The organism is Pantoea vagans (assembly GCF_004792415.1).
Classification (GTDB): Bacteria; Pseudomonadota; Gammaproteobacteria; order Enterobacterales; family Enterobacteriaceae; genus Pantoea; species Pantoea vagans.
Genome location: NZ_CP038853.1, coordinates 633,980 through 655,474, shown reverse-complemented (window position 1 = coordinate 655,474; position 21,495 = coordinate 633,980). Strand labels below are relative to the sequence as shown.

Annotated in this window: 19 protein-coding genes and 1 riboswitch; of the genes, 9 read left to right on the top strand and 10 right to left on the bottom strand. The window is 56.2% G+C overall.

Annotated features, from left to right (window positions below; all coding sequences use genetic code 11):
* The first annotated feature begins 37 nt into the window (after positions 1-37).
* A complete protein-coding gene (locus tag EGO56_RS03215) occupies positions 38-709 on the top strand; it encodes a DUF1190 family protein (protein ID WP_033733914.1) in 672 nt (223 codons plus the stop codon).
* A 7-nt stretch (positions 710-716) separates the two neighbouring features.
* Complete coding sequence (locus EGO56_RS03210; protein ID WP_033733915.1) at positions 717-1,877, top strand: glutathionylspermidine synthase family protein; 1,161 nt, start codon at positions 717-719, stop codon at positions 1,875-1,877.
* A gap of 52 nt (positions 1,878-1,929) precedes the next feature.
* Here EGO56_RS03210 and ygiD read toward each other — a convergent pair whose 3' ends face one another.
* Complete coding sequence (gene ygiD, locus EGO56_RS03205) at positions 1,930-2,715, bottom strand: 4,5-DOPA-extradiol-dioxygenase (RefSeq protein WP_135907672.1); 786 nt, start codon at positions 2,713-2,715, stop codon at positions 1,930-1,932.
* A gap of 236 nt (positions 2,716-2,951) precedes the next feature.
* The gene (gene ribB / locus EGO56_RS03200) at positions 2,952-3,608 is read right to left on the bottom strand and encodes a 3,4-dihydroxy-2-butanone-4-phosphate synthase (RefSeq protein WP_013359061.1); all 657 of its coding nucleotides are present in this window, start codon (positions 3,606-3,608) and stop codon (positions 2,952-2,954) included.
* A 110-nt stretch (positions 3,609-3,718) separates the two neighbouring features.
* A riboswitch (FMN riboswitch) is annotated at positions 3,719-3,876 on the bottom strand.
* Positions 3,877-4,047: 171 nt separating this feature from the next.
* Here ribB and ubiK point away from each other — a divergent pair.
* Positions 4,048-4,437 (top strand): ubiquinone biosynthesis accessory factor UbiK, encoded by a 390-nt coding sequence (gene ubiK / locus EGO56_RS03195; protein ID WP_095706653.1) that lies wholly within the window; start codon positions 4,048-4,050, stop codon positions 4,435-4,437.
* Between the two features lie 38 nt (positions 4,438-4,475).
* On the opposite strand, the gene hldE is transcribed toward ubiK, so the two are convergent.
* The 3 genes from hldE to EGO56_RS03180 all read right to left on the bottom strand — a co-directional run bounded on the left by hldE (position 4,476) and on the right by EGO56_RS03180 (position 10,167).
* Positions 4,476-5,900, bottom strand: a complete 1,425-nt coding sequence (gene hldE, locus EGO56_RS03190; RefSeq protein ID WP_013359063.1) for a bifunctional D-glycero-beta-D-manno-heptose-7-phosphate kinase/D-glycero-beta-D-manno-heptose 1-phosphate adenylyltransferase HldE — start codon at positions 5,898-5,900, stop codon at positions 4,476-4,478.
* Positions 5,901-5,970: 70 nt separating this feature from the next.
* The gene (glnE, locus tag EGO56_RS03185; protein WP_135907671.1) at positions 5,971-8,823 is read right to left on the bottom strand and encodes a bifunctional [glutamate--ammonia ligase]-adenylyl-L-tyrosine phosphorylase/[glutamate--ammonia-ligase] adenylyltransferase; all 2,853 of its coding nucleotides are present in this window, start codon (positions 8,821-8,823) and stop codon (positions 5,971-5,973) included.
* A 33-nt stretch (positions 8,824-8,856) separates the two neighbouring features.
* Positions 8,857-10,167: a CYTH domain-containing protein gene (locus EGO56_RS03180; RefSeq protein ID WP_135907670.1), complete on the bottom strand. Its 1,311-nt coding sequence runs from the start codon at positions 10,165-10,167 to the stop codon at positions 8,857-8,859.
* Positions 10,168-10,439: 272 nt separating this feature from the next.
* On the opposite strand from EGO56_RS03180, the gene EGO56_RS03175 reads away from it, so the two are divergent.
* Positions 10,440-11,060 carry a TIGR04211 family SH3 domain-containing protein gene (locus tag EGO56_RS03175; RefSeq protein WP_008925741.1) on the top strand — a complete coding sequence of 207 codons (621 nt, stop codon included), beginning with the start codon at positions 10,440-10,442 and terminating at the stop codon, positions 11,058-11,060.
* A gap of 158 nt (positions 11,061-11,218) precedes the next feature.
* Positions 11,219-12,451 (top strand): multifunctional CCA addition/repair protein, encoded by a 1,233-nt coding sequence (locus EGO56_RS03170; protein ID WP_135907669.1) that lies wholly within the window; start codon positions 11,219-11,221, stop codon positions 12,449-12,451.
* Between the two features lie 15 nt (positions 12,452-12,466).
* Here EGO56_RS03170 and bacA read toward each other — a convergent pair whose 3' ends face one another.
* Positions 12,467-13,285, bottom strand: a complete 819-nt coding sequence (bacA, locus tag EGO56_RS03165) for an undecaprenyl-diphosphate phosphatase (protein WP_013359067.1) — start codon at positions 13,283-13,285, stop codon at positions 12,467-12,469.
* 191 nt (positions 13,286-13,476) lie between these two features.
* Positions 13,477-13,836, bottom strand: a complete 360-nt coding sequence (gene folB, locus EGO56_RS03160; RefSeq protein WP_013359068.1) for a bifunctional dihydroneopterin aldolase/7,8-dihydroneopterin epimerase — start codon at positions 13,834-13,836, stop codon at positions 13,477-13,479.
* Between the two features lie 108 nt (positions 13,837-13,944).
* On the opposite strand from folB, the gene plsY reads away from it, so the two are divergent.
* Positions 13,945-14,550: a glycerol-3-phosphate 1-O-acyltransferase PlsY gene (gene plsY, locus EGO56_RS03155; protein WP_098052336.1), complete on the top strand. Its 606-nt coding sequence runs from the start codon at positions 13,945-13,947 to the stop codon at positions 14,548-14,550.
* Positions 14,551-14,776: 226 nt separating this feature from the next.
* Here plsY and tsaD read toward each other — a convergent pair whose 3' ends face one another.
* Positions 14,777-15,790, bottom strand: coding sequence for a tRNA (adenosine(37)-N6)-threonylcarbamoyltransferase complex transferase subunit TsaD (tsaD, locus tag EGO56_RS03150; protein WP_135907668.1), 1,014 nt, complete (start codon positions 15,788-15,790; stop codon positions 14,777-14,779).
* Between the two features lie 277 nt (positions 15,791-16,067).
* Between tsaD and rpsU the strand changes: the two genes are divergently transcribed.
* From rpsU to rpoD, 3 genes are all read left to right on the top strand, one after another.
* Positions 16,068-16,283, top strand: coding sequence for a 30S ribosomal protein S21 (rpsU, locus tag EGO56_RS03145; protein WP_001144069.1), 216 nt, complete (start codon positions 16,068-16,070; stop codon positions 16,281-16,283).
* A 118-nt stretch (positions 16,284-16,401) separates the two neighbouring features.
* Positions 16,402-18,147 (top strand): DNA primase, encoded by a 1,746-nt coding sequence (gene dnaG / locus EGO56_RS03140; RefSeq protein WP_135907667.1) that lies wholly within the window; start codon positions 16,402-16,404, stop codon positions 18,145-18,147.
* A gap of 322 nt (positions 18,148-18,469) precedes the next feature.
* Positions 18,470-20,311, top strand: a complete 1,842-nt coding sequence (gene rpoD / locus EGO56_RS03135) for an RNA polymerase sigma factor RpoD (protein WP_013359071.1) — start codon at positions 18,470-18,472, stop codon at positions 20,309-20,311.
* 74 nt (positions 20,312-20,385) lie between these two features.
* On the opposite strand, the gene mug is transcribed toward rpoD, so the two are convergent.
* Positions 20,386-20,904 (bottom strand): G/U mismatch-specific DNA glycosylase, encoded by a 519-nt coding sequence (gene mug, locus EGO56_RS03130; RefSeq protein ID WP_098052333.1) that lies wholly within the window; start codon positions 20,902-20,904, stop codon positions 20,386-20,388.
* Positions 20,901-21,485, bottom strand: coding sequence for a TetR/AcrR family transcriptional regulator (locus EGO56_RS03125; protein WP_135907666.1), 585 nt, complete (start codon positions 21,483-21,485; stop codon positions 20,901-20,903). The genes mug and EGO56_RS03125 overlap by 4 nt, the downstream gene beginning before the upstream one ends.
* Positions 21,486-21,495: the final 10 nt, after the last annotated feature.

The following is a 21,495-nucleotide window of genomic DNA, read 5'->3' as shown; positions in this document are numbered from 1 at the left end:
TATTCTATGCGCTACCTTTGGGCACAGGATAATCATAATGAAACGCACAAAATCTATTCGCTATGCCGCTTTTCGTAAGAGCTGGCAGGCACGCCATTTAACGCCCGTTGCTATCGCCGTTTCGGCGGTATTTATGCTGGCTGGCTGTGAACAGAACGATGAAACGGTTTCGATGTACCAGAACGCCGATGACTGTTCGAAAGCCAATCCGGGCCAGAGTGCGCAATGTACCACCGCATTCAATGAGGCCAAAAAAGAGGCGGAACGCACCGCGCCAAAATATGCCACCCGTGAAGATTGTGTTGCTGAATTTGGCGAAAATCAGTGTCAGCAGACACCGGCTCAGGCAGGCGTGGGCACCACCAATGCGGAATCACAGCAGAGCGGCGGCAGCTTCTGGATGCCACTGATGGCGGGTTACATGATGGGCCGCATGATGGGCGGTGGTTCGGGCTTTGCGCAGCAACCGCTGTTCTCGCCGAAAAATGCCCGCAGCCCGGCTAATGGTCAGTTTGTTGATGCATCGGGCCGTAACTATGGTGCTGCCACCTCCGGCAAAACCATGACCGTGCCGAAAACGGCGCTGGCACCGAAACCGGCGACCACGTCGACCATTACCCGTGGTGGCTTCGGTGAAACCGTTGCTAAGCAGAACAGCATGCAGCGCAGCAGCGCAACCGGCACCTCCAGCCGCTCAATGGGAGGCTAACGCCCCGATGGAACGCATTGCCATTTCAGAGCGCCCGGGCTGGCGCGAAAAAGCCACCGAGTTCGGCTTTCGTTTTCACACCATGCATGGCGAACCCTACTGGTGTGAAGATGCTTATTACCAGTTTACGCTGGCGCAAATTGAGCATCTGGAAGAAGTCACCGCTGAGTTGCATCAGATGTGTCTGCAGGTGGTGGAAAAAGTGGTCAACAGCGAAGCGCTGCTGACTAAATTCCGCATCCCTAAGCACACCTGGGATTTCGTGCGCGATTCATGGCATCAGCGTCAGCCATCGCTGTACTCTCGTCTGGATCTCGCCTGGGATGGCAAGGGTGATGTGAAGCTGCTGGAGAACAATGCTGATACGCCGACCTCGCTGTATGAAGCAGCGTTTTTCCAGTGGCTCTGGCTGGAAGACCAGCTTAATGCCGGTCAGCTCCCCGCCGGCAGCGATCAGTTTAATAGCCTGCAGGAAAAGCTGATTGAACGCTTTGCCGCGTTACATCAGCAGCACGGCTTTAACTGGCTGCACTTCGCCTGCTGCCGCGACACCGACGAAGATCGTGGCACCGTGCAGTACCTTCAGGATTGCGCTACCGAAGCGGGTCTGCCGAGTGAGTTTCTCTATATTGATGAGATTGGCCTGGGCGAAAAAGGTGAATTCACCGACGCTCACGATCAGGTGATTAGTAACCTGTTTAAGCTTTATCCGTGGGAATTCATGCTGCGTGAAATGTTCTCCACCAAGCTGGGCGATGCTGGCGTGCGCTGGCTGGAACCGGCATGGAAAAGCATCATTTCGAACAAAGCTCTGCTGCCGCTGCTGTGGGAGATGTTCCCGAATCACCCTAACCTGCTGCCCGCCTGGTTCGCGGAAGATGACGTGCCACACATGGAAAAATATGTGGTGAAGCCGCTGTTTTCACGTGAAGGGGCTAACATCCGCATCGTAGAGAATGGCCAGGAGATTGCCCGCGTTGATGGGCCGTACGGCGAAGAGGGAATGATCGTCCAGCAGTTCCATCCGCTACCAAAATTTGGCGACAGTTATACGCTGATTGGTAGCTGGCTGATCGACGATCAACCAGCCGGAATCGGTCTGCGTGAAGATCGCGACCTGATCACTCAGGATCTTTCCCGTTTCTATCCGCACGCCTTTATCGGTTAACGCACCGCGATAATAACAGGCCAGCTTCTGGCCTGTTTTCTCTCAACTTCGCCTAACCCACCTGAACCGACAGCATGCTGATGGCACCCATCTCCATGCCATCAACCGGGATACTGATGGCGTCATCCGGCTGACGTGCGCCCAGCACATAAAGCAGCGGCAGATAGTGCTCAGGCGTCGGGTTAGAGAGCGCCGCGCCAGGGTGATCCATAAAGTTAACCAGCGGATGAGAAGCCGCATCGCTCTGTACCGCCAGGTTATCACGGACGAACTGTTCAAAACTGCTGGCCCACGGATAGACTTCGCTGTTGCCATCCCAGCGCACTTTACGCAGGTTGTGCACCACGTTGCCGCTGGCGACAATCATTACGCCCTGATCGCGCAGTGCTGCCAGTTTCTGGCCCATCTCAAAGTGCCATGCCGCAGGTTTAGTGCCATCAATGCTGAGCTGTACCACCGGAATATCGGCATCCGGGTACATCTTAATCAGGACGCCCCAGGAGCCATGGTCCAGTCCCCAATCCTGATCCAGCTTCACCTCGACGGGCGCTAACTGCTCCACCAGCTGCTGAGCCAGTTCAGGCGAACCGGGTGCCGGATAGCGCGTATCAAACAGCGCCTGTGGGAAGCCACCAAAATCATGAATGGTCTTCGGCTGTGCCATTGCCGTCACGGCGGTGCCACGCGTATACCAGTGCGCCGAAACCGCAATAATGGCGCGTGGACGTGGCAGCGTGTCGCCTGCGTGACGCCATGCGGCGGTATAGCGGTTCTCTTCAAGGGCATTCATCGGGCTGCCATGGCCTAAAAACAGGGCTGGCATGCGTAACTGACTCATTCGTACTCTCCGGCATCCGGTGGTTCAATAGCCACTACGATACGCGCATTCGCCAGGTTATCACGCGGATAAGCATGATGATGATCACCAGGAAATTTGAATGAAATCTGACGTGACAGATGGCACAGGTATTCAGCAGAAAGAAGTGAGGAAAAGCGAGAGTACAGTCCGCATCATGGCGGTACGACATAAATGAAACAGGCCCTGAGCGGGGCCTGTTTATCGCAGCAGAAAGATTAGCTGGCGTGGCGCGTTTCGTGTCCGCGACGCCAGGCGATCAGATCTTCAATAGTCACTACCGGCATATTGTGCTGACGCGCAAACGTAATCGCTTCAGGCGCATGAGCCATGGTGCCGTCGTCGTTGGTCAGTTCACACAGCACACCCGCAGGCTTAAAGCCGGCCAGAGTGACTAAATCGATAGTCGCTTCAGTATGTCCGCCACGGGTTAATACGCCGCCTTCGCTGGCACGCAACGGGAAGACATGACCAGGGCGATGCAGATCGGCAGGTTTAGCATCATCGGCAATGGCCGCGCGGATAGTAGTGATGCGATCCTGCGCGGAGACGCCGGTGGTGACGCCTTCAGCCGCTTCAATGGTCACGGTGAAGCCGGTGCCAAAGGAGCTGGTGTTGTTTTCCACCATCATGGGCAGGTCAAGCTGCTGGCGACGCGCTTCGGTCAGGCAGAGGCAGACAATGCCGCTGCCGTGACGAATAGTCAGCGCCATCTGTTCAACGGTCATGGTTTCTGCGGCGAAGATCATATCGCCTTCGTTTTCACGATTTTCATCGTCGAGTACCATCACACCGCGTCCCTCACGCAGGGCGGCGATAGCACGTTCTACACGCTGTTCAGGCGTGCCAAATTCAGAAAGTAGCGTCTGATTCATGGTAATAAAAACCTTAAAATGTATGGGTTACCAGAATCAGGGCGTGCTTAGGAGTGACGTCAAAAAGACGTGGCAATAACGTGATGCAGACACAATTGTCCGACAGATGTCGTTACCCTCTCCCATCCGGACTGTAACCGTCGGCCCCGGAATTACACCGGATCTGCTGACCTTTACCTCTCTTTTCATCAAGATAAAGCGCTCGCGGGCTTTCAGCCGAAGCTGATTTACCGCCGGTGGGGAATTGCGCCCCGCCCTGAGAATAAGCCTTTCAACTATAACGCCGATCGTTTGAGGCGGCAATCATCAATAGCGCAATTGCTTTTGCATTTCCTGCGTTACCGATTTGAGGTTTATCCTTTTCATTTCTGGCATTACACTTAACACTTATTACGTTGGTAAACACGCTGACACAGCTCCCCGTAACCAGGAAATCATCATGATCGACACGAAAAAAATTGAACAACTTGCCCGTCAGGTTCACGAAGCGATGCCTAAAGGTGTTCGTGAGTTTGGTGATGATGTCGAAAAGAAAATTCGTCAGGTTCTTCAGGCGCAGCTGACCCGGATGGATCTGGTCAACCGTGAAGAATTTGATGTGCAGACGCAGGTATTACTGCGTACGCGGGAGAAACTGGCGGCGCTGGAGCAGCGTCTGGCCCAGCTGGAAAGTCAGGGTTCATCAGCGGGTACGCCTCCGACGGCAACCGCACCGGCAACACCTGTTGCAGCGGCTACACCATCTGCTTCAGTAGCCACCTCACCCGCTGTTTCACCGCCACCGGTTGCCGATGTCGTGAAACCTGTTCCGGACAACAAGTCAGAATAAGCGTGAAGCGGGAGCCAGGCTCCCGCTTACCCTCTGCGTTAGCTGCCGCGAATGGTTTTGATGATGTTGGTAGTCGAGATACCATCTTCGAAGTTCAGCACCTGTACGTCGCCGCCATTTGCCCAGACTTCTTTACTGCCCGCGATATCTTCCGGCTTGTAATCACCGCCTTTGACCAGCAGGTCAGGCAGAATGCCCGCAATGAGCCGCTGCGGCGTATCCTCTTCAAAGACAACCACCCAGTCGACCGCTTCCAGCGCGCCGAGCACGATCATCCGGTTTTCCTGCGGATTGACCGGACGGCTTTCACCTTTCAGACGCTTAGTAGACGCATCGCTGTTCACCGCAACGATCAGTCGATCACCGAGCTTGCGGGCGTTGGCCAGATAAGAGACATGTCCCGCATGCAGAATGTCGAACACGCCATTAGTCATCACCACTTTTTCGCCACGACGGCGGGCCATCTCAACGGCGGCTTTTAACTGCGCTTCCGTCATGATGCCAAAACCCTGTTCCGGGCGGGCATGAATCGCATTTTCCAGCTCAACCGTACTGACGGTCGAGGTACCGAGTTTACCCACAACCACGCCCGCCGCCGCGTTGGCCAGGAAACAGGCTTCTTCAAGCGAGTCGCCCGCTGCCAGCGCTGCCGCCAGCACACCAATCACCGTATCGCCGGCACCGGTCACGTCATAGACTTCCTGCGCCTGAGTCGGCAGATGCAGAGGCGCTTTGCCCGGCTGCAGCAGCGTCATACCGTTTTCAGAACGGGTCACCAGCAGCGCGGAGAGATCAAAATCAGCGATCAGCTGCGTGCCACGCGCCACGATCTCCTCTTCGTTTTTGCATTTGCCGACCACGGCTTCAAATTCGGAAAGGTTCGGCGTCAGCAGCGTCGCGCCACGGTAGCGCGCAAAATCAGTGCCTTTCGGATCGATTAATACCGGCACACCCGCTTCGCGCGCCAGGGTAATCATGGTCTGCACGCTGGAGAGCGCGCCTTTGGCATAATCGGACAGCACCAGCGCACCCGCTGCGGCCAGTGAATCACGCATTTTCTGATGAATTGGCTCCGGATCGACCTGTTCAAAGCCCTCTTCAAAGTCGAGGCGGATAAGCTGCTGATTGCGGGAAAGCACGCGCAGTTTGGTAATGGTCGGATGGCTTTTGACCGCCACGAAGTCACAATGAACGTTGACGTCTTTCAGCGTGTTGCTCAACACGCGCGCCGCATCATCTTCACCGGTCAGGCCGATTAGCCGGGACGCGGCACCGAGTGCTGCAATGTTCATCGCTACGTTTGCCGCGCCGCCAGGGCGCTCTTCAACCGTGTCCACTTTCACCACCGGAACCGGGGCTTCAGGGGAGATTCGGCTGGTTGGGCCATACCAGTAACGATCCAACATTACATCGCCAACAACCAGCACTGAGGCTTGGCCGAACGCGGGCAGAGTCACTTTCATTCCAGACACTCCAGACTGCATTAAAAATAGTGCGCGGATGATAGCACAGTTGCGATTTGTGCTATCAGCATCACGCCAGGATAGACGCAGGCGTTATCAGCCAGCGCTGCCAGCTGTTCAGAACCGTCTGCCGCTCCGCTGCGTAAGCCTCTGGCTCAACGTGGCCCGGCAGCTCCTGCAGGGCGCGATGGTGCAGGGCGTCGCGCAGCGTGACATAAGCCTGCGTCAGCGCCTGCGCTTCATCGGCGGGCATTTTATGGTACTTCGCCATCAGTTCGAAAATGCGCACATTGTCAGACCAGAGCGTCAGTTCAGGCTGCTCAGCGGCGTAGCGTAAGACAAGATATTGGGCGATGAATTCAATATCGGTGATGCCACCCGCATCGGCTTTGATATCCCAGCGACCTTTATGTTTGTTGCTGAGGTGAGCGCGCATCTTTTCACGCATCTCACGCACTTCGGTTTGCAGCGCGTCTGCAGGACGTGGCAGCGACAGAATCGTCTGACGAATCGCGTTGAAACGATCACCCAGCGCTGCTTCGCCAAACACCACGCGCGCCCGGACCAGCGCCTGATGTTCCCATGTCCAGGCTTCACTGCGCTGATACTCTTCAAACGCCTCAAAGGTACTGACCAGCATCCCCGCCGCGCCGGAAGGACGCAGACGCGCGTCCACTTCGTAGAGAATGCCGGAGGCGGTGCGGGTACTGAAGAGATGCATAATGCGCTGGGCAAGACGCAGATAGAACTGACGACCATCGATGCTGCGATCTCCTTCGGTCACGGCGTCTGCCGGACAGTCATGCAGGAAGACTAAATCGAGATCGGAACTGTAACCCAGCTCCCAGCCACCCAGCTTGCCGTAACCCAGCACCGCAAAACCGCGTTCATGTTCATTGCTCAGGTGGGAAGGACGACCGTAGCGCTGCACCATCATGTTCCACGCCTGACGCACCACAGAGTCGATGATTGCTTCAGCCAGCCAGGTGAGATGATCGCTGACTTTCATCACCGGCAGCGTGCCCGCGATGTCAGCAGCAGCGATACGCAGATGCTGCGCCTGCTTAAACTGCCGCACCGCTTCCAGCTGCTGCTCCTCATCTTCAGTGGGGATGCGCAGCAGATACTGTCGCAGCTCGTCACGATAGGCATCGGTGGCAGTCGGCTGATAGAGCGTGGCGGGATCGAGCAGTTCATCCAGCAACAGGGGGTGACGCGCCAGCTGGCTGGCCACCATCGGTGAGGCCGCGCACAAGCGAATCAGGTGACGCAGGGCACCGTGATATTCGGTCAGCAGCTCCAGATAGGTGCTGCGGGTCAGCACGCCGAGCAGCAGTGGCGTCAGACGGCTCAGCGTGACCGCCGCGTCTTCACGCGGGCAGACTTCGCTCAGCAGACGCGGCATCAGCTGATCCAGCGCCTGACGGCCACGCGGGCCGATGGTGCGCCGGCTGATGTCCTGACGAAACGCCTCCAGCGTCTGATGCAGCGTAAGCCGCTGATCGTCACTGAGCTGCGGCACCAGCGGTGCCAGCTCGTTATCCTCCAGCTGGTCCTGCCACAGCACCTGAAACTCCGCCAGCTCACGCTGATCGCCAATCTCAGGCGTATCTTCGCCAATCAGCTCATCAAAGATTGTCCGTACCGCTGCCATCTGAGCATCAAGTTGGGTCATCAGCGCAGGCCAGTCGGCACAATCCATCGCCCACGCCAGCCGGGCGCGATGCAGCTCATCCTCGGGCAGCGTCTGGGTCTGCTCGTCGCCCAGGCTTTGCAGCAGATTCTCCAGCCGCCGCAGGAACAGATAGGCGTCACGCAGCGCATCGACCTGTTCAGCAGGCAGCAGAGCCAGCGTTTTGATCGCCTCAAGCGTCGGCAGCAGCGAACGCAACTGAAGCGAACGCTCACGTCCGCCGCGAATCAGCTGGAACACCTGCACGATAAACTCGGTTTCACGGATGCCGCCCGCGCCGAGTTTGATATTGTTTTTCAGCCCGCGTCGCCGTACCTCGCGGCTGATCATCCCTTTCATGTTACGCAGCGACTGGATCACGCTGAAGTCGATGTAGCGCCGGTATACGAAAGGTCGCAGCATCTGCTGCAGCTCCAGGCTCCAGCGGTCGTGGTCATCGCCCATCAGGCGCGCCTTGACCATGGCGTAACGCTCCCAGTCACGTCCCTGCTCCTGGTAGTAATCTTCCAGTGCGGCAAAGCTCATGACCAGCGGACCGCTGTCGCCAAACGGCCGCAGCCGCATATCCACACGATAGACAAAGCCATCCATGGTGGGTTGATCCAGGACTTTGATCAGACGCTGGCCCATACGGGTAAAGAACTGAGCATTATCGAGCTCACGCCGTCCGCCGCGCGTGGTGCCGTTTTCCGGCCAGGCGAAAATAAGGTCAATGTCAGAGGAGAAGTTGAGTTCGCCGCCACCCAGCTTGCCCATGCCCAGAATCAGCAGCGGCTGCGCGTCGCCGTCGGCATTACAGGGCGTACCAAAATCACGGCAGCAATCCTGATATACCCAGTCGCGCGCCCTGCTGATCAGCACCTCAGCTAAGACACTAAGCTGTTGCAGGCTCTGTTCAGTCGTGGCGTGTTGCAGAGCCTGCATCCAGGCAATACGCACCAGCATACGGCGGCGAAACAGTCGCAGTTCGCGCATCAGGCTCGCTTCACTGTCGATGCCGCTGAGTACCTCATTTAGCCATACAGCGTAGTGCTGCCACTCATCAGGCTGCGGCGGCTGGTCGAGTATCGTCTGCCACCAGTCGGGATGTTGTTGCAGGTTTTCCAGCACGAAATCGCTGAAAGCCAGCCCGGCGGATTGCTCCGGGCTAAGCGAAGTCAGCGGAACCCCAAGCTGTCGGGCGGCCTGGTCGGCCTGGTCGCGTAGCAACGCGGGAAGTGCTGCCAACATAACGTCCTCCTTGATGGCGGTACGAATTACCCGTTAGCGGCCAGCGCCGCTGGTGAGCCAGAATGGCTGCTGTTTCAGTGCCTGCGACGTCAGCCAGGCTAATCCGGATGACTGCTTTTCATGAATCGCCGACAGCAGTTGCTGCCAGGGTTCCAGCCAGCTCATCACCGTTTCTGCAGGGTAAGATCCGGCCAGCAGATGCACCGTCAGCAGCTGGCGCGCCAGACGCGTGGCTTTGTCCTGATACTCATTGGGCTGTTTGACCGTGACGAACGTCTCTCTCAGGTCAGCATTGACGCGACTCAGCATGATGTCGCTGAAACGCTTAAACGAACCCTGCAGCTTGGCTTCTCCTTTGGCATCGATCCACTGACGCCACTGAGACTCCGCCAGCCAGTGGGTCAGCGCCAGCTGCGTTTCAACCGAGAGAGAAGATAAGCAAAACGTCGCCGCCTCCTGCTCTTCGTTTACCAGCGTCTCTTCCAGCGTGGTCAGTTGCTGACGCAGAGCACTGCTGGCTTTGCGTGGCACCAGCGCACCAAACAGGCTGAACGCCTGACGCAGCAGATCCAGCGCTTCGCGCACCGCATCCTGCGCCGCCGCGTTGCCGCGCAGCCAGACTTCTTCATGGTATTGCCAGTGACGCAGCCCCGCCGACATTGCAGCGATCATGCCCTGCTCAACGGTCGCTTTAGCACCTGCTTTCAGCAGCGGGAAAGCCTCAATCTGGCGCGGCGGATTACCCTGCGCCAGCTGATAACCGCGGGCGGCTTTGCTCAGGCTGCCCATACGCAGACCGCCCAGCGCCACCAGCTGCTGCGCAAAGGCCAGCAGATCCTGGCGTTCGCCACTTTTAAGCTCCAGTTCGATCTCGCACAGCGGTTCGCTAAGCTCACCCGCCGTGACCGCGCCCTGATCAAATGCGACTTCAATTTCACTGTTGCCTGTGGTGATCAGCCAGATTTCGCGCTGGAAATGGGTGGTGAATAGCGGCTGTAACCGCTGTTGCAACGCCGCGACATCGGTGCCCTTAGGCCAGATCTCTGCGGGCAGGCGCGCAATATCCAGCACCGGCTCGCTGAGCTCAACGTTATATTCCGGACGCTGATGCAGGCCGCCGAGCGTCTGCCCCGCCGCTTTCAGCGTCATTTCATAACGCTGGTCGACGCCACGGATACGTAATCCCGTGTCCCAGCGCCGAAGCTGGTTGTCGTCCGTTTCGAAGTAGATGTTGGTCAGCTCGCGAGCAGCCTGATGCTGATGCGGCAGAGTGGAGAGCAGTTCAGCCAGTTTCCCGGCTGCCTGTGGAGTTGCAATGAACTTTAGTTCGATTTCGATGGTCATAATTTTTTATTCACTACGCCGCTGGCACTTAAGAGGGTTTTTCCTGCATATTTCAGGCGATTATCAGCAGGTTACTCACGCTGCCGCCTGGAGGGCAAGGGGTTATCAGGCGAAGATTAATGCACAGAAGCCGCGCTGTCTCTGCTTTCTTTGCTCTTTCGCAGACCTTTTCGCACTCTCATGAGACCAGGATAGTTCTCATTCAGATTTATGCGAGGCCTCTCCAGACTGTGCCGGTAAATTTTAAGTCAGACTAAGCCAAACGAAATCGAATGAAAAAAATCACACTCGCTGGACTCACTTTGCTGGCCCTCAGCACCCTTGCACCTGCCCATGCCGACGAAAAACGCTATGTTTCTGATGAACTCTCAACCTGGGTCCGCAGCGGGCCGGGCGATCAGTTCCGCCTGCTCGGTAAGCTGAACGCCGGGGAAGAGGTGCAGCTGCTACAGACTAACAATGACACCCATTATGGCCAGATCCGTGATTCGGAAGGCCGCACCACCTGGATCCCCCTGTCGCAGCTCAGCGCCAATCCGAGCCTGCGCACCCGGGTGCCGCAGCTTGAGCAGCAGGTGAAAGATCTGACGGCCAAGCTGGATAACATTGACAACAGCTGGAACCAGCGGACTGCTGAGATGCAGAACAAAGTCGCCAGCAGCGACGGCGTGATCAACGGGCTGAAAGGCGAGAATCAGAAGCTGAAAAATGAGCTGATCGTCGCCCAGAAGAAAGTCAGCGCCGCCAACGTTCAGCTGGATGACAAGCAGCGCACCATAATCATGCAGTGGTTTATGTATGGCGGCGGTGTGCTGGGTGTTGGCCTGCTGCTGGGACTCTTACTGCCGCACATGCTGCCGCGCCGTAAGAAAAGCGATCGCTGGATGAACTGACCCCCTTCTGTCGGGTTTAAGCAGGGGATCGCAGGATCCCCCTTTTGGCATGTCTGCAATCCGGGGAATCTGTGCAACAATAAAATGAGATGCACCGCTGATTTCAGGCGCGGGATACGCCCGGCGTGCAGGTCATTTCTTTTTCTCTGGAGTTTTGCGTGAAGACGTTTCTTGTTGGCGGAGCGGTGCGTGATGCGCTGCTGAATCTGCCGGTTACAGACAAAGATTGGGTGGTAACGGGCTCCACGCCCGAAGCCATGCTTGAGCAGGGCTATCAACAGGTCGGTCGCGATTTTCCCGTTTTCCTGCATCCCGTCAGTCGCGAAGAGTATGCGCTGGCCCGGACCGAGCGGAAAAACGGGAAAGGCTACACCGGCTTTGTCACCTGGTCTGCGCCCGACGTGACGCTGGAGCAGGACTTACAGCGCCGCGATCTGACCATCAATGCCATCGCACAGGATGAAAACGGCGAGCTGGTTGATCCCTACAACGGCCAGCGTGATATTGCCCAGCGCCTGCTGCGTCACGTCTCGGAAGCCTTCAGTGAAGACCCGCTGCGTGTGTTGCGCGTCGCGCGCTTTGCTGCGCGTTTTGCCCATCTCAACTTCCGTATTGCCCCCGAAACCCAGCAGCTGATGCAGCTGATGGCCGAAAGCGGTGAGCTATCGAATCTCACTGCCGAACGGGTGTGGAAAGAGACGGAAAAAGCGCTGAGTTCACGCAATCCGCAGGTCTATTTTCAGGTGCTGCGCGACTGCGGTGCGCTGCAGGTGCTGTTTCCCGAGCTGGATAATCTGTTTGGTATTCCTGCACCGATTAAGTGGCACCCGGAGATCGACACCGGTGTACATACGCTGATGACGCTGGCGATGGCCGCCGCGCTCTCCAGTGAGATCGATGTGCGCTTCGCCACACTGTTTCATGACGTCGGTAAAGCGCTGACACCCCCTGAGCTGTGGCCGAGCCACCACGGTCATGGTCTGGCAGGCGTTCCGCTGGTCGAGGCGCTGTGCCAGCGACTGCGGGTGCCCAATGCAATTCGCGATCTGGCGCTGATCGTGACCGAGTTTCACGACATTGTGCACACCATTGAGCGGCAATCTGCGGCGTCACTGGTAGCGCTGTTTGACCGCATCGATGCCTGGCGTAAGCCGCAGCGCGTTGAGCAGATGGCGCTGACCAGCGAAGCGGATGCGCGCGGACGTGCCGGGCTGGAGAGTATGCCTTATCCGCAGGGCGACTATCTGCGTCGTGCTTTTGCGCTGGCGCAGGCGGTGCCGACCAAAGCGGTTGTCGAAGCGGGATTCAAAGGGATGGAAGTGCGGGAAGAGATGACGCGACGACGTATTGCCGCCGTCGCTCAGGGTCTGGCGATCGGGCAGCCTGACTAGCAGGCTGCCACGGGTTTACATGAAGATCATGTAAACCGCTGCCGCCACGATAAAGCGGTAAATGGCGAACGAGACAAACGAGATGCGTTTGATCAGCTCAAGGAAGGCTTTAATCGCAATCAGCGCCACGATAAATGCCGTTACGAAGCCCACGGCGAACATCGGAAAGTCTGCCATGGTCAGGAAGCCGATGCTCTTGTACATGTCCAGTACGGTCGCACCCATCATCATTGGCACCGCCAGGATGAAGGAGAACTCTGACGCGGCATAGCGGCTCACACCCATCAGCATCCCGCCGGAGATGGTTGCACCAGAACGTGAGAAGCCCGGCCACAGCGCTAAGCACTGGAAACAGCCAATCATGAAGGCCTGACGATAGGTAATATCATCGACGCCGACAGCTTTCGGCTGTTTTGGCTTGAGATACTCTGCGGCCAGCAGCAGCACACCACCCACCACCAGCGCGTACATCACGTTGATCGGATTGAACAGCGTTTTGATCTGATCGTGCAGCACCAGACCCACAACTACCGCCGGTACCATACCCAGCAGGATATGGATCAGCGACAGACGCCCGGTGCCGACACCTTCATGTTTGACTTCGCCAAAATGAATGCCGATCAGGCCAAACAGACGGCGCCAGAACATCACTACTACAGCCAGAATCGATCCTAACTGGATCACAACTTCAAAGGTCTCGGCTTTTTCACCTTCAAAGCCCAGCAGGTGACCCACTATAATCATGTGCCCCGTGGAAGAGACCGGTAAAAATTCGGTCAGCCCTTCCACAACGCCCAGGATTGCAGCTACCCAAAGCTGATGAATATCTGCCATCAAATGTTCCCTCTATCCGTTTCAAAACCATTAAAAAGGCGGTAGCGCGTTGCTATCGCCTGAAATCATGCCGCAATTAGCCTGAATTAAACCTTAAGGTCCGCTCCGTTTCGCCTGCTGTAACGAAACGGTCCACGCTATGACAGACAGTAATTTGGTTTGGTTTCATTGTGATGGCAATCACATCGTATTTATTTAGGAATAGTCCCGCGCTCAATTCGCACGCCAACCTGCGCCGCCTGGGCTACAGCGCCCGGTTTGCTTACCTTTATGCGTACGCCAGGCGAATTGAAACGGTTCATCAACAGATCCGCGATTTCTTCAGCCACCCGCTCGACCAGGGCAAAACGCCCCCCGTTCAGATGGGTCAGAATCGCCGAGGAGACATCGGCATAGCTGAGACAATCTTTCACATCGTCGCTGCTGGCCGCCAGACGGTTATCCCAGGCCATTTCGACATCGAGCACCAGCTTCTGCTGTATACCCTGTTCCCAGTCGTAAACGCCAATGGTGGTGAACACCGTGAGTTGTTCTATAAATACGATATCCATGATGAGGGTCTCTGTTTTTGGCTAAGCCGGATACCACTTCCGGCGGATTATGCGTATTATCCACGGTTGATGAGATCAAAACGACCCTAAAGGGAACGGTACGGTGTTATGAGTGCTTTCGCGCTTGGTATGATTATTTTCGCGTATCTTTGCGGTTCGATTTCCAGTGCAATTCTGGTTTGCAAACTCGCTGGCCTGCCCGATCCCCGCACACACGGTTCCGGTAATCCCGGTGCCACCAACGTACTGCGTCTGGGCGGTAAAGCCGCAGCAGCCAGCGTATTAGTGTTTGATGTGCTGAAGGGGATGGTGCCGGTCTGGCTGGCTTATCTGATGCACGTGACGCCGCTCTATCTTGGCCTGACCGCCATTGCCGCCTGTCTCGGACATATCTACCCGGTGTTCTTTCACTTCCGCGGTGGCAAAGGTGTGGCAACGGCATTTGGCGCGATTGCGCCGATTGGCTGGGACTTAACCGGGCTGGTCACCGGCACCTGGCTGCTCACGGTTTTACTCAGTGGCTATTCCTCGCTGGGAGCGATTGTCAGTGCACTGATCGCGCCATTCTATGTCTGGTGGTTCAAACCGCAGTTTACCTTTCCGGTGTCCATGCTCTCCTGTCTGATCCTGCTGCGTCATCACGATAATATTCAGCGGCTGTGGCGCGGTCAGGAAGGCAAAATCTGGAAGCGCAAAAAGAAATCTCAGCCATAAAAAAAGCCGGCAATAGGGTGTCCAAAAACTGTGGCTGTGCGACCGGCACTGCTCAGGAAACAGGGTCAGATCGGAAAGATACAAAAGCCGTCATCCCTGACCGCTCGGCCCGCGCCATCCATGGCGCGTGACGCTTTCCTCTTCTGACCCAGTTCCCTGCGTGTTGAGCTTATCCGTTGCGGCCAGATGCACTCTCATTCAGGCTGTTGAGCCGGCTTTTTTTACGTCAGATGGCAGGCAACTCCGCCAGCGGCCAGCGCGGTCGCACGCTGACGCTTAACCCGCCCCGCGTTCCGCCTTTTAACCGCACCATGCCCGCATACGCGATCATCGCACCGTTGTCGGTACAGAACTCCGGGCGGGCGTAAAACACTTCGCCGCCGCGCTTTTGCATCATGACCGCCATCTGCTCGCGCAGTGTGCGGTTAGCGCTGACGCCACCGGCAATGACCAGACGCTTAAAGCCGGTCTGATCCAGCGCGCGCTTACATTTGATCGACAGCGTATCCACCACCGCATCTTCAAAGGCGCGGGCGATGTCAGCACGGGTCTGTGCATCATCAGGATTGCCGCGAATCGTATTCGCGGCAAAGGTTTTCAGGCCGGAGAAGCTGAAGTCCAGGCCCGGACGATCGGTCATCGGACGCGGGAAGGTGAAACGCCCTGCCGTGCCCTGCTGCGCCATCTTCGACAGCATCGGCCCGCCCGGATAATCCAGACCCAGCAGCTTCGCCGTCTTATCAAAGGCTTCGCCCGCTGCATCATCGATCGATTCACCCAGCAATTCATATTCACCGACACCGGTGACGCTAATCAGCTGGGTATGTCCGCCGGAGACCAGCAGTGCGACAAACGGAAATTCCGGTGGATTCTCTTCCAGCATCGGTGCCAGCAGGTGGCCTTCCATATGATGAACCGGCACGGCAGGCACTTTCCACGCAAACGCCAGCGCGCGGCCAATGGTGGCACCGACCAGCAGCGCACCCACCAGTCCGGGACCGGCTGTGTAAGCCACGGCATCAATCTGTTGCGGTTCAAGCCCCGCCTCTTTCAGCGCCGCCTGAATCAGTGGCACGGTTTTACGCACGTGATCGCGTGAGGCCAGTTCCGGCACCACACCACCATAATCGGCGTGCAGTTTTACCTGGCTGTAGAGCTGGTTAGCCAGTAATCCAGCCTCGTCATCATAGATTGCGATGCCGGTTTCATCGCACGACGTTTCAATACCCAGAATTCGCATTGCATCACCTCATTCTTGCGGCGCGCAGTTTATCACAGCAATGGGATGTGCAGCGCGGGCATCCCGCGTAAAAAGTCATTTTCTGTCGGCTAAAGAGTGCGCTATACTCCCGCCCCTGGAAAAACCGGCAGCCGCACAGGCAAACGCTCCTGTTGGTTTCAAATTATCCATGGTGCTTTACAAACCAACATGAGTTGGAGTAAAATGCTGCACCATTTTGAAATGTGCTGGCGCCGCAGTCAGCAGCAAAACCGAATTTTATCGAGGTGAGAGTTACATGCCGGTAATTAAAGTACGTGAAAACGAGCCATTTGACGTAGCACTGCGTCGCTTCAAGCGTTCATGCGAGAAAGCAGGCGTTCTGGCTGAAGTTCGTCGTCGTGAGTTCTATGAAAAACCGACTACCGAACGTAAGCGCGCTAAAGCGTCAGCAGTTAAGCGTCACGCCAAGAAACTGGCTCGCGAAAACGCACGCCGCACTCGTCTGTACTAAGTCGTTCCGGAGGTTCGCCTCCACCGCGTGATTCACGCAGACAGAGTCAAGTAAAAGGCCGTGCTTTCCGAAAGGAAGCGCGGCTTGTTGCCGTTTATGAGCTGAAAATCTGGGGCGTATGGCTGGACGAATTCCACGCGTATTTATCAATGATTTACTTGCCCGCACGGATATCGTGGATCTTATCGATGCCCGCGTTAAGCTGAAAAAGCAGGGTAAGAATTTCCATGCGTGCTGTCCTTTCCATAATGAAAAAACGCCCTCTTTCACCGTAAACGGCGAAAAGCAGTTCTATCACTGTTTCGGCTGTGGTGCACACGGCAACGCTATCGACTTTTTAATGAACTTTGATCGTCTGGAGTTTGTTGAAAGTATTGAAGAGTTAGCCACATCCCACGGTTTAGACGTGCCTTACGAAGCAGGCAGCGGGCCCAGCCAGATGGAACGCCATCAGCGCCAGAGCCTGTATCAGCTGATGGAGAACCTGAACGGTTTTTATCAGCAGGGTCTGCAGCAATCCAGTGCGCAGCCAGCACGCGACTATCTTGATCGTCGTGGTCTGAGCGCCGACATCATCAATCATTTCGCCATAGGTTACGCGCCAGCCGGCTGGGATAATGTTCTCAAGCGTTTTGGTAAGCAATCGGAAGACCGCGAATCGTTGATGGAAGCGGGCATGCTGGTCAGCAATGACAAAGGCCGTACCTATGACCGGTTTCGCGACCGCGTCATGTTTCCGATCCGCGATAAACGCGGACGCGTCATCGGTTTTGGTGGCCGCGTACTGGGTAACGATACGCCGAAGTATCTGAACTCACCGGAAACCCCTATTTTCCATAAAGGCCGCCAGCTTTATGGCCTGTATGAAGCAGTTAAGAACCATCCTGAACCCGCCCGCCTGTTAGTGGTCGAGGGATACATGGACGTGGTTGCGCTGGCGCAGTACGGCATTGATTATGCTGTTGCGTCGTTAGGCACCTCCACCACGGCTGAACACATTCAGTTGCTGTTTCGCAGTACCGACACCGTGATCTGCTGTTACGACGGCGACAGGGCGGGTCGTGAAGCAGCATGGCGTGCGCTTGAGACCGCATTGCCTTACATGAATGATGGTCGTCAGCTACGCTTTATGTTTTTACCCGATGGTGAAGACCCGGATACGCTGGTACGCAAAGAGGGTAAAGCCGCCTTCGAAGCGAGGATGGAGCAGGCGATGCCGCTCTCTTCGTTTTTGTTTGATAGCCTGCTGCCGCAGGTTGATTTGAGCTCACGCGACGGAAAAGCGCGTCTGAGCACGCTGGCTTTACCGCTGATAACGCAGATCCCCGGTGAGACGTTACGTATTTATATGCGTCAGGAACTGGGGAACAAGCTCGGTATTCTTGACGACAATCAGCTTGAAAAGCTGATGCCAAAGCTGGCCGCAAGCGGAACGGCGCCGGTTGCGCCACCGCTGAAACGGACCACCATGCGTGTGCTGGTAGCATTGCTGATTCAGAACCCGCAGCTGGCGACCCTGGTACCTTCGCTTGATGGGCTGTCTGAGTCAAAAATGCCGGGTTTACCGCTATTTATTGAGTTAGTGGGTCGTTGTACTGAGAATCCTGGATTGACCACCGGACAGCTACTAGAGTTATATCGCGGAACAAATTTTAGTCAGACGCTTGAAACGCTGGCGATCTGGAACCACATGATAGTAGATGAAGAAGTCGAAGCGGTGTTTCAGGACTCGCTGGCCAGCATCTACGATTCTGCTCTTGAAGAGCGCCTGGAATTTTTGATTGCGCGTGAGCGCACCCAGGGACTGAGCGCCGATGAGCGCCGTGAACTCTGGACACTCAGTCAGGCGTTTGCCAGGAAATAATTTTGCACGCTGCCCGTTCTGACCAAGGGCGGCGTGGCTGTTTTAAGGCAAGGCGTCGAAGCCAGTCTGTCTACCGCCAGCGCACAGCTCCCAGAGCGTACTGAAGTACGTGAGGAGAGCGAGCACTGCCGGGAAGCAGAATGGCGAGTAAGCCAGGCCTGCACCACCAAAAATTTATACAAGCGGCTTAAGTGCCGATTACTGTTGGGCAAAGCCCACGCCGCGACGAAGGCAGCGGCAAGAATTAAACGCCTTCACTGCTATTGTTGGCGCGCTGCCGACCGACACCAATCTAATTTAACAGAAGTGTGGATACCGTCTTATGGAGCAAAACCCGCAGTCACAGCTCAAGCTTCTTGTCACCCGTGGTAAGGAGCAAGGCTATCTGACCTATGCTGAGGTCAATGACCATCTGCCGGAAGATATCGTCGACTCAGATCAGATCGAAGACATCATCCAGATGATTAACGACATGGGTATTCAGGTGGTTGAAGAAGCCCCGGATGCCGACGATCTGATGCTGAATGAAAACAGCTCCGATACTGACGAAGATGCCGCGGAAGCTGCCGCTCAGGTGTTATCCAGCGTTGAATCTGAAATCGGGCGCACCACTGACCCGGTTCGCATGTATATGCGTGAAATGGGTACCGTTGAACTGCTGACGCGCGAAGGCGAAATCGACATCGCCAAGCGTATTGAAGACGGTATCAACCAGGTTCAGTGTTCTGTAGCCGAATACCCTGAAGCGATTACTTATCTTCTGGATCAATACGACAAAGTTGAAGCAGGTGAATCACGCCTCTCCGATCTGATCACGGGTTTCGTCGATCCTAATGCAGAAGAAGATCTGGCCCCGACGGCAACGCACGTGGGTTCTGAACTTTCTGAAGCCGATCGTAACGACGACGATGAAGAAGATGAAGAGGATGATGACAGCTCCGACGACGATAACTCTATCGACCCGGAACTGGCGCGCGAGAAGTTTTCTGACCTGCGTAAGCAGTATGAAACCACCCGCGACGTGATTAAAAGCAAAGGTCGCAGTCATGCTGCTGCTGTTGCCGAAATCCAGAACCTCTCCGACGTCTTCAAGCAGTTCCGCCTGGTACCGAAGCAGTTCGACTACCTGGTAGGCAGCATGCGCACCATGATGGAACGTGTCCGTACCCAGGAACGTCTGATCATGAAGCTCTGTATTGAGCTGTGCAAAATGCCAAAGAAAAACTTTATCACGCTGTTTACCGGTAACGAAACCAACGAAAGCTGGTTCAAAGCCGCACTGGCCATGAACAAGCCGTGGTCTGAGAAGCTGCTGGAAGTGCAGGATGACGTAATGCGTTCCCTGCAGAAACTGGCACAGGTTGAAGAAGAGACCGGCCTGACCATTGAGCAGGTTAAAGACATTAACCGTCGCATGTCGATCGGTGAAGCTAAGGCCCGTCGCGCCAAGAAAGAGATGGTGGAAGCGAACCTGCGTCTTGTTATTTCGATTGCCAAGAAATATACCAACCGCGGTCTGCAGTTCCTCGACCTGATTCAGGAAGGTAATATCGGCCTGATGAAAGCGGTAGATAAGTTTGAATATCGCCGTGGTTACAAGTTCTCGACCTATGCTACCTGGTGGATCCGTCAGGCTATCACCCGCTCTATCGCTGACCAGGCACGTACCATCCGTATTCCGGTGCATATGATTGAGACCATCAACAAGCTCAACCGTATTTCGCGCCAGATGCTGCAGGAGATGGGCCGTGAACCGACGCCGGAAGAGCTGGCTGAGCGTATGCTGATGCCGGAAGATAAAATCCGCAAAGTGCTGAAAATCGCTAAAGAGCCGATCTCGATGGAGACGCCGATTGGTGATGACGAAGATTCACATCTGGGCGATTTTATCGAAGACACCACGCTGGAGCTGCCGCTGGATTCTGCTACCTCAGAGAGCCTGCGTTCTGCTACCCACGACGTGCTGGCTGGCCTGACCGCGCGTGAAGCGAAAGTACTGCGCATGCGTTTCGGTATCGATATGAACACGGACCATACGCTGGAAGAAGTGGGCAAACAGTTTGACGTTACGCGTGAGCGTATTCGTCAGATTGAAGCGAAAGCCCTGCGTAAACTGCGCCATCCGAGCCGTTCGGAAGTGCTGCGTAGCTTCCTCGACGATTAAGTCCGACAAAAACCCCGGTTCGCCGGGGTTTTTTATGCCTGCCTGTTAGCACCTCTCCCCTGCCCTTCGCAGATTCAGTTGCTCTCCGGATGCAGTTCCAGCCAGAGCTGACGATACGCCTCAACCATTTCGTCCAGTGATGCGCGATTCAGTCCGCTGGGATTCGGCAACACCCACACCTGCGTCTTTCCCATACAGATCGGCTGTTTCCCCCATTCGACTTTGCTCTGCTTAAAGGCGCGACGAAACGCATCTTTACCCAGAATCGCCAGCGCAGCGGGCTGGTAATTCAGCACCTTTTCCATCAGGCGCTTGCCGCCGTCCCGCAGCTCATCAGGTGCTAACTCATTCGCCTGCACCGTGGGCCGCTCAACCAGCATCGTAATCCCGCAGCCAGTTTCTGTCAGGCGCTGCTCCTCTTCGGGTTTCAGCTGTTCCCGGGTGAATCCCGCCAGATGGATTACCTTCCAGAAGCGATTGCCAGGATGTGCAAAGTGGAACCCCTGATGGGCCGTTGACTGGCCTGGGTTAATGCCGCAGAACAGTACATCAAGCCCGGAACTGATGATGTCGCGGATAGCGTGTTCACTCATGCTGCGACCTCCAGCGTACGTTGCTTCAGTGCAGCACGACTGCGTTGCAGCATCAGGCTGGCCTGCTCCGCATCCGGACAGGCTCGCGCCAGTGCCAGCGCACCAATCATCTCTGCCATCATGCTTGAAGCCAGCGCATCCGCTTCCGTCCACCCCAGCTCACTCAGCAACTGCGTCAGACTGGCATGCATCGTACTGAAGCCCTGGGCGAAGATCTGCCGCGTCGGTTGGGGAAGATGCGCCACTTCGCTTACCAGCGCTGCCAGCGGACAGCCCTGCGCCGGTGCATTACGATGCGCTTCGGATAGATAGCTATCGATAAAGTCTGCCAGCTGCTGTGCTGGCTGAGTCACGGACTGAGCGGGCTTAAAGGTATCGGCTTCAGCGAACATATGCTTCAGCACCTCCTCAACCAGCTCCTCACGTGACGCAAAATGTGCATAAAAACCGCCGTGTGTCAGCCCGACCCGCTTCATCAGCGCCGCCACACCGATCCCTTCGGTACCGGTTTCACGCATCACTCGCGCCGCCTCATCAAGGATACGCTGCCGCGTTTGTGCTTTGCTGCTCTGCTTCTCCATCTTATTTCCT

Excerpts from the sequence above, each read along its gene's own strand:
- EGO56_RS03215 (WP_033733914.1), top strand. The coding sequence starts at position 38 with ATGAAACGCACAAAATCTATTCGCTATGCCGCTTTTCGTAAGAGCTGG.
- EGO56_RS03210 (WP_033733915.1), top strand. The coding sequence starts at position 717 with ATGGAACGCATTGCCATTTCAGAGCGCCCGGGCTGGCGCGAAAAAGCC.
- ygiD (WP_135907672.1), bottom strand. The coding sequence starts at position 2,715 with ATGAGTCAGTTACGCATGCCAGCCCTGTTTTTAGGCCATGGCAGCCCG.
- ribB (WP_013359061.1), bottom strand. The coding sequence starts at position 3,608 with ATGAATCAGACGCTACTTTCTGAATTTGGCACGCCTGAACAGCGTGTA.
- ubiK (WP_095706653.1), top strand. The coding sequence starts at position 4,048 with ATGATCGACACGAAAAAAATTGAACAACTTGCCCGTCAGGTTCACGAA.
- hldE (WP_013359063.1), bottom strand. The coding sequence starts at position 5,900 with ATGAAAGTGACTCTGCCCGCGTTCGGCCAAGCCTCAGTGCTGGTTGTT.
- glnE (WP_135907671.1), bottom strand. The coding sequence starts at position 8,823 with ATGTTGGCAGCACTTCCCGCGTTGCTACGCGACCAGGCCGACCAGGCC.
- EGO56_RS03180 (WP_135907670.1), bottom strand. The coding sequence starts at position 10,167 with ATGACCATCGAAATCGAACTAAAGTTCATTGCAACTCCACAGGCAGCC.
- EGO56_RS03175 (WP_008925741.1), top strand. The coding sequence starts at position 10,440 with ATGAAAAAAATCACACTCGCTGGACTCACTTTGCTGGCCCTCAGCACC.
- bacA (WP_013359067.1), bottom strand. The coding sequence starts at position 13,285 with ATGGCAGATATTCATCAGCTTTGGGTAGCTGCAATCCTGGGCGTTGTG.
- folB (WP_013359068.1), bottom strand. The coding sequence starts at position 13,836 with ATGGATATCGTATTTATAGAACAACTCACGGTGTTCACCACCATTGGC.
- plsY (WP_098052336.1), top strand. The coding sequence starts at position 13,945 with ATGAGTGCTTTCGCGCTTGGTATGATTATTTTCGCGTATCTTTGCGGT.
- tsaD (WP_135907668.1), bottom strand. The coding sequence starts at position 15,790 with ATGCGAATTCTGGGTATTGAAACGTCGTGCGATGAAACCGGCATCGCA.
- rpsU (WP_001144069.1), top strand. The coding sequence starts at position 16,068 with ATGCCGGTAATTAAAGTACGTGAAAACGAGCCATTTGACGTAGCACTG.
- dnaG (WP_135907667.1), top strand. The coding sequence starts at position 16,402 with ATGGCTGGACGAATTCCACGCGTATTTATCAATGATTTACTTGCCCGC.
- rpoD (WP_013359071.1), top strand. The coding sequence starts at position 18,470 with ATGGAGCAAAACCCGCAGTCACAGCTCAAGCTTCTTGTCACCCGTGGT.
- mug (WP_098052333.1), bottom strand. The coding sequence starts at position 20,904 with ATGAGTGAACACGCTATCCGCGACATCATCAGTTCCGGGCTTGATGTA.
- EGO56_RS03125 (WP_135907666.1), bottom strand. The coding sequence starts at position 21,485 with ATGGAGAAGCAGAGCAGCAAAGCACAAACGCGGCAGCGTATCCTTGAT.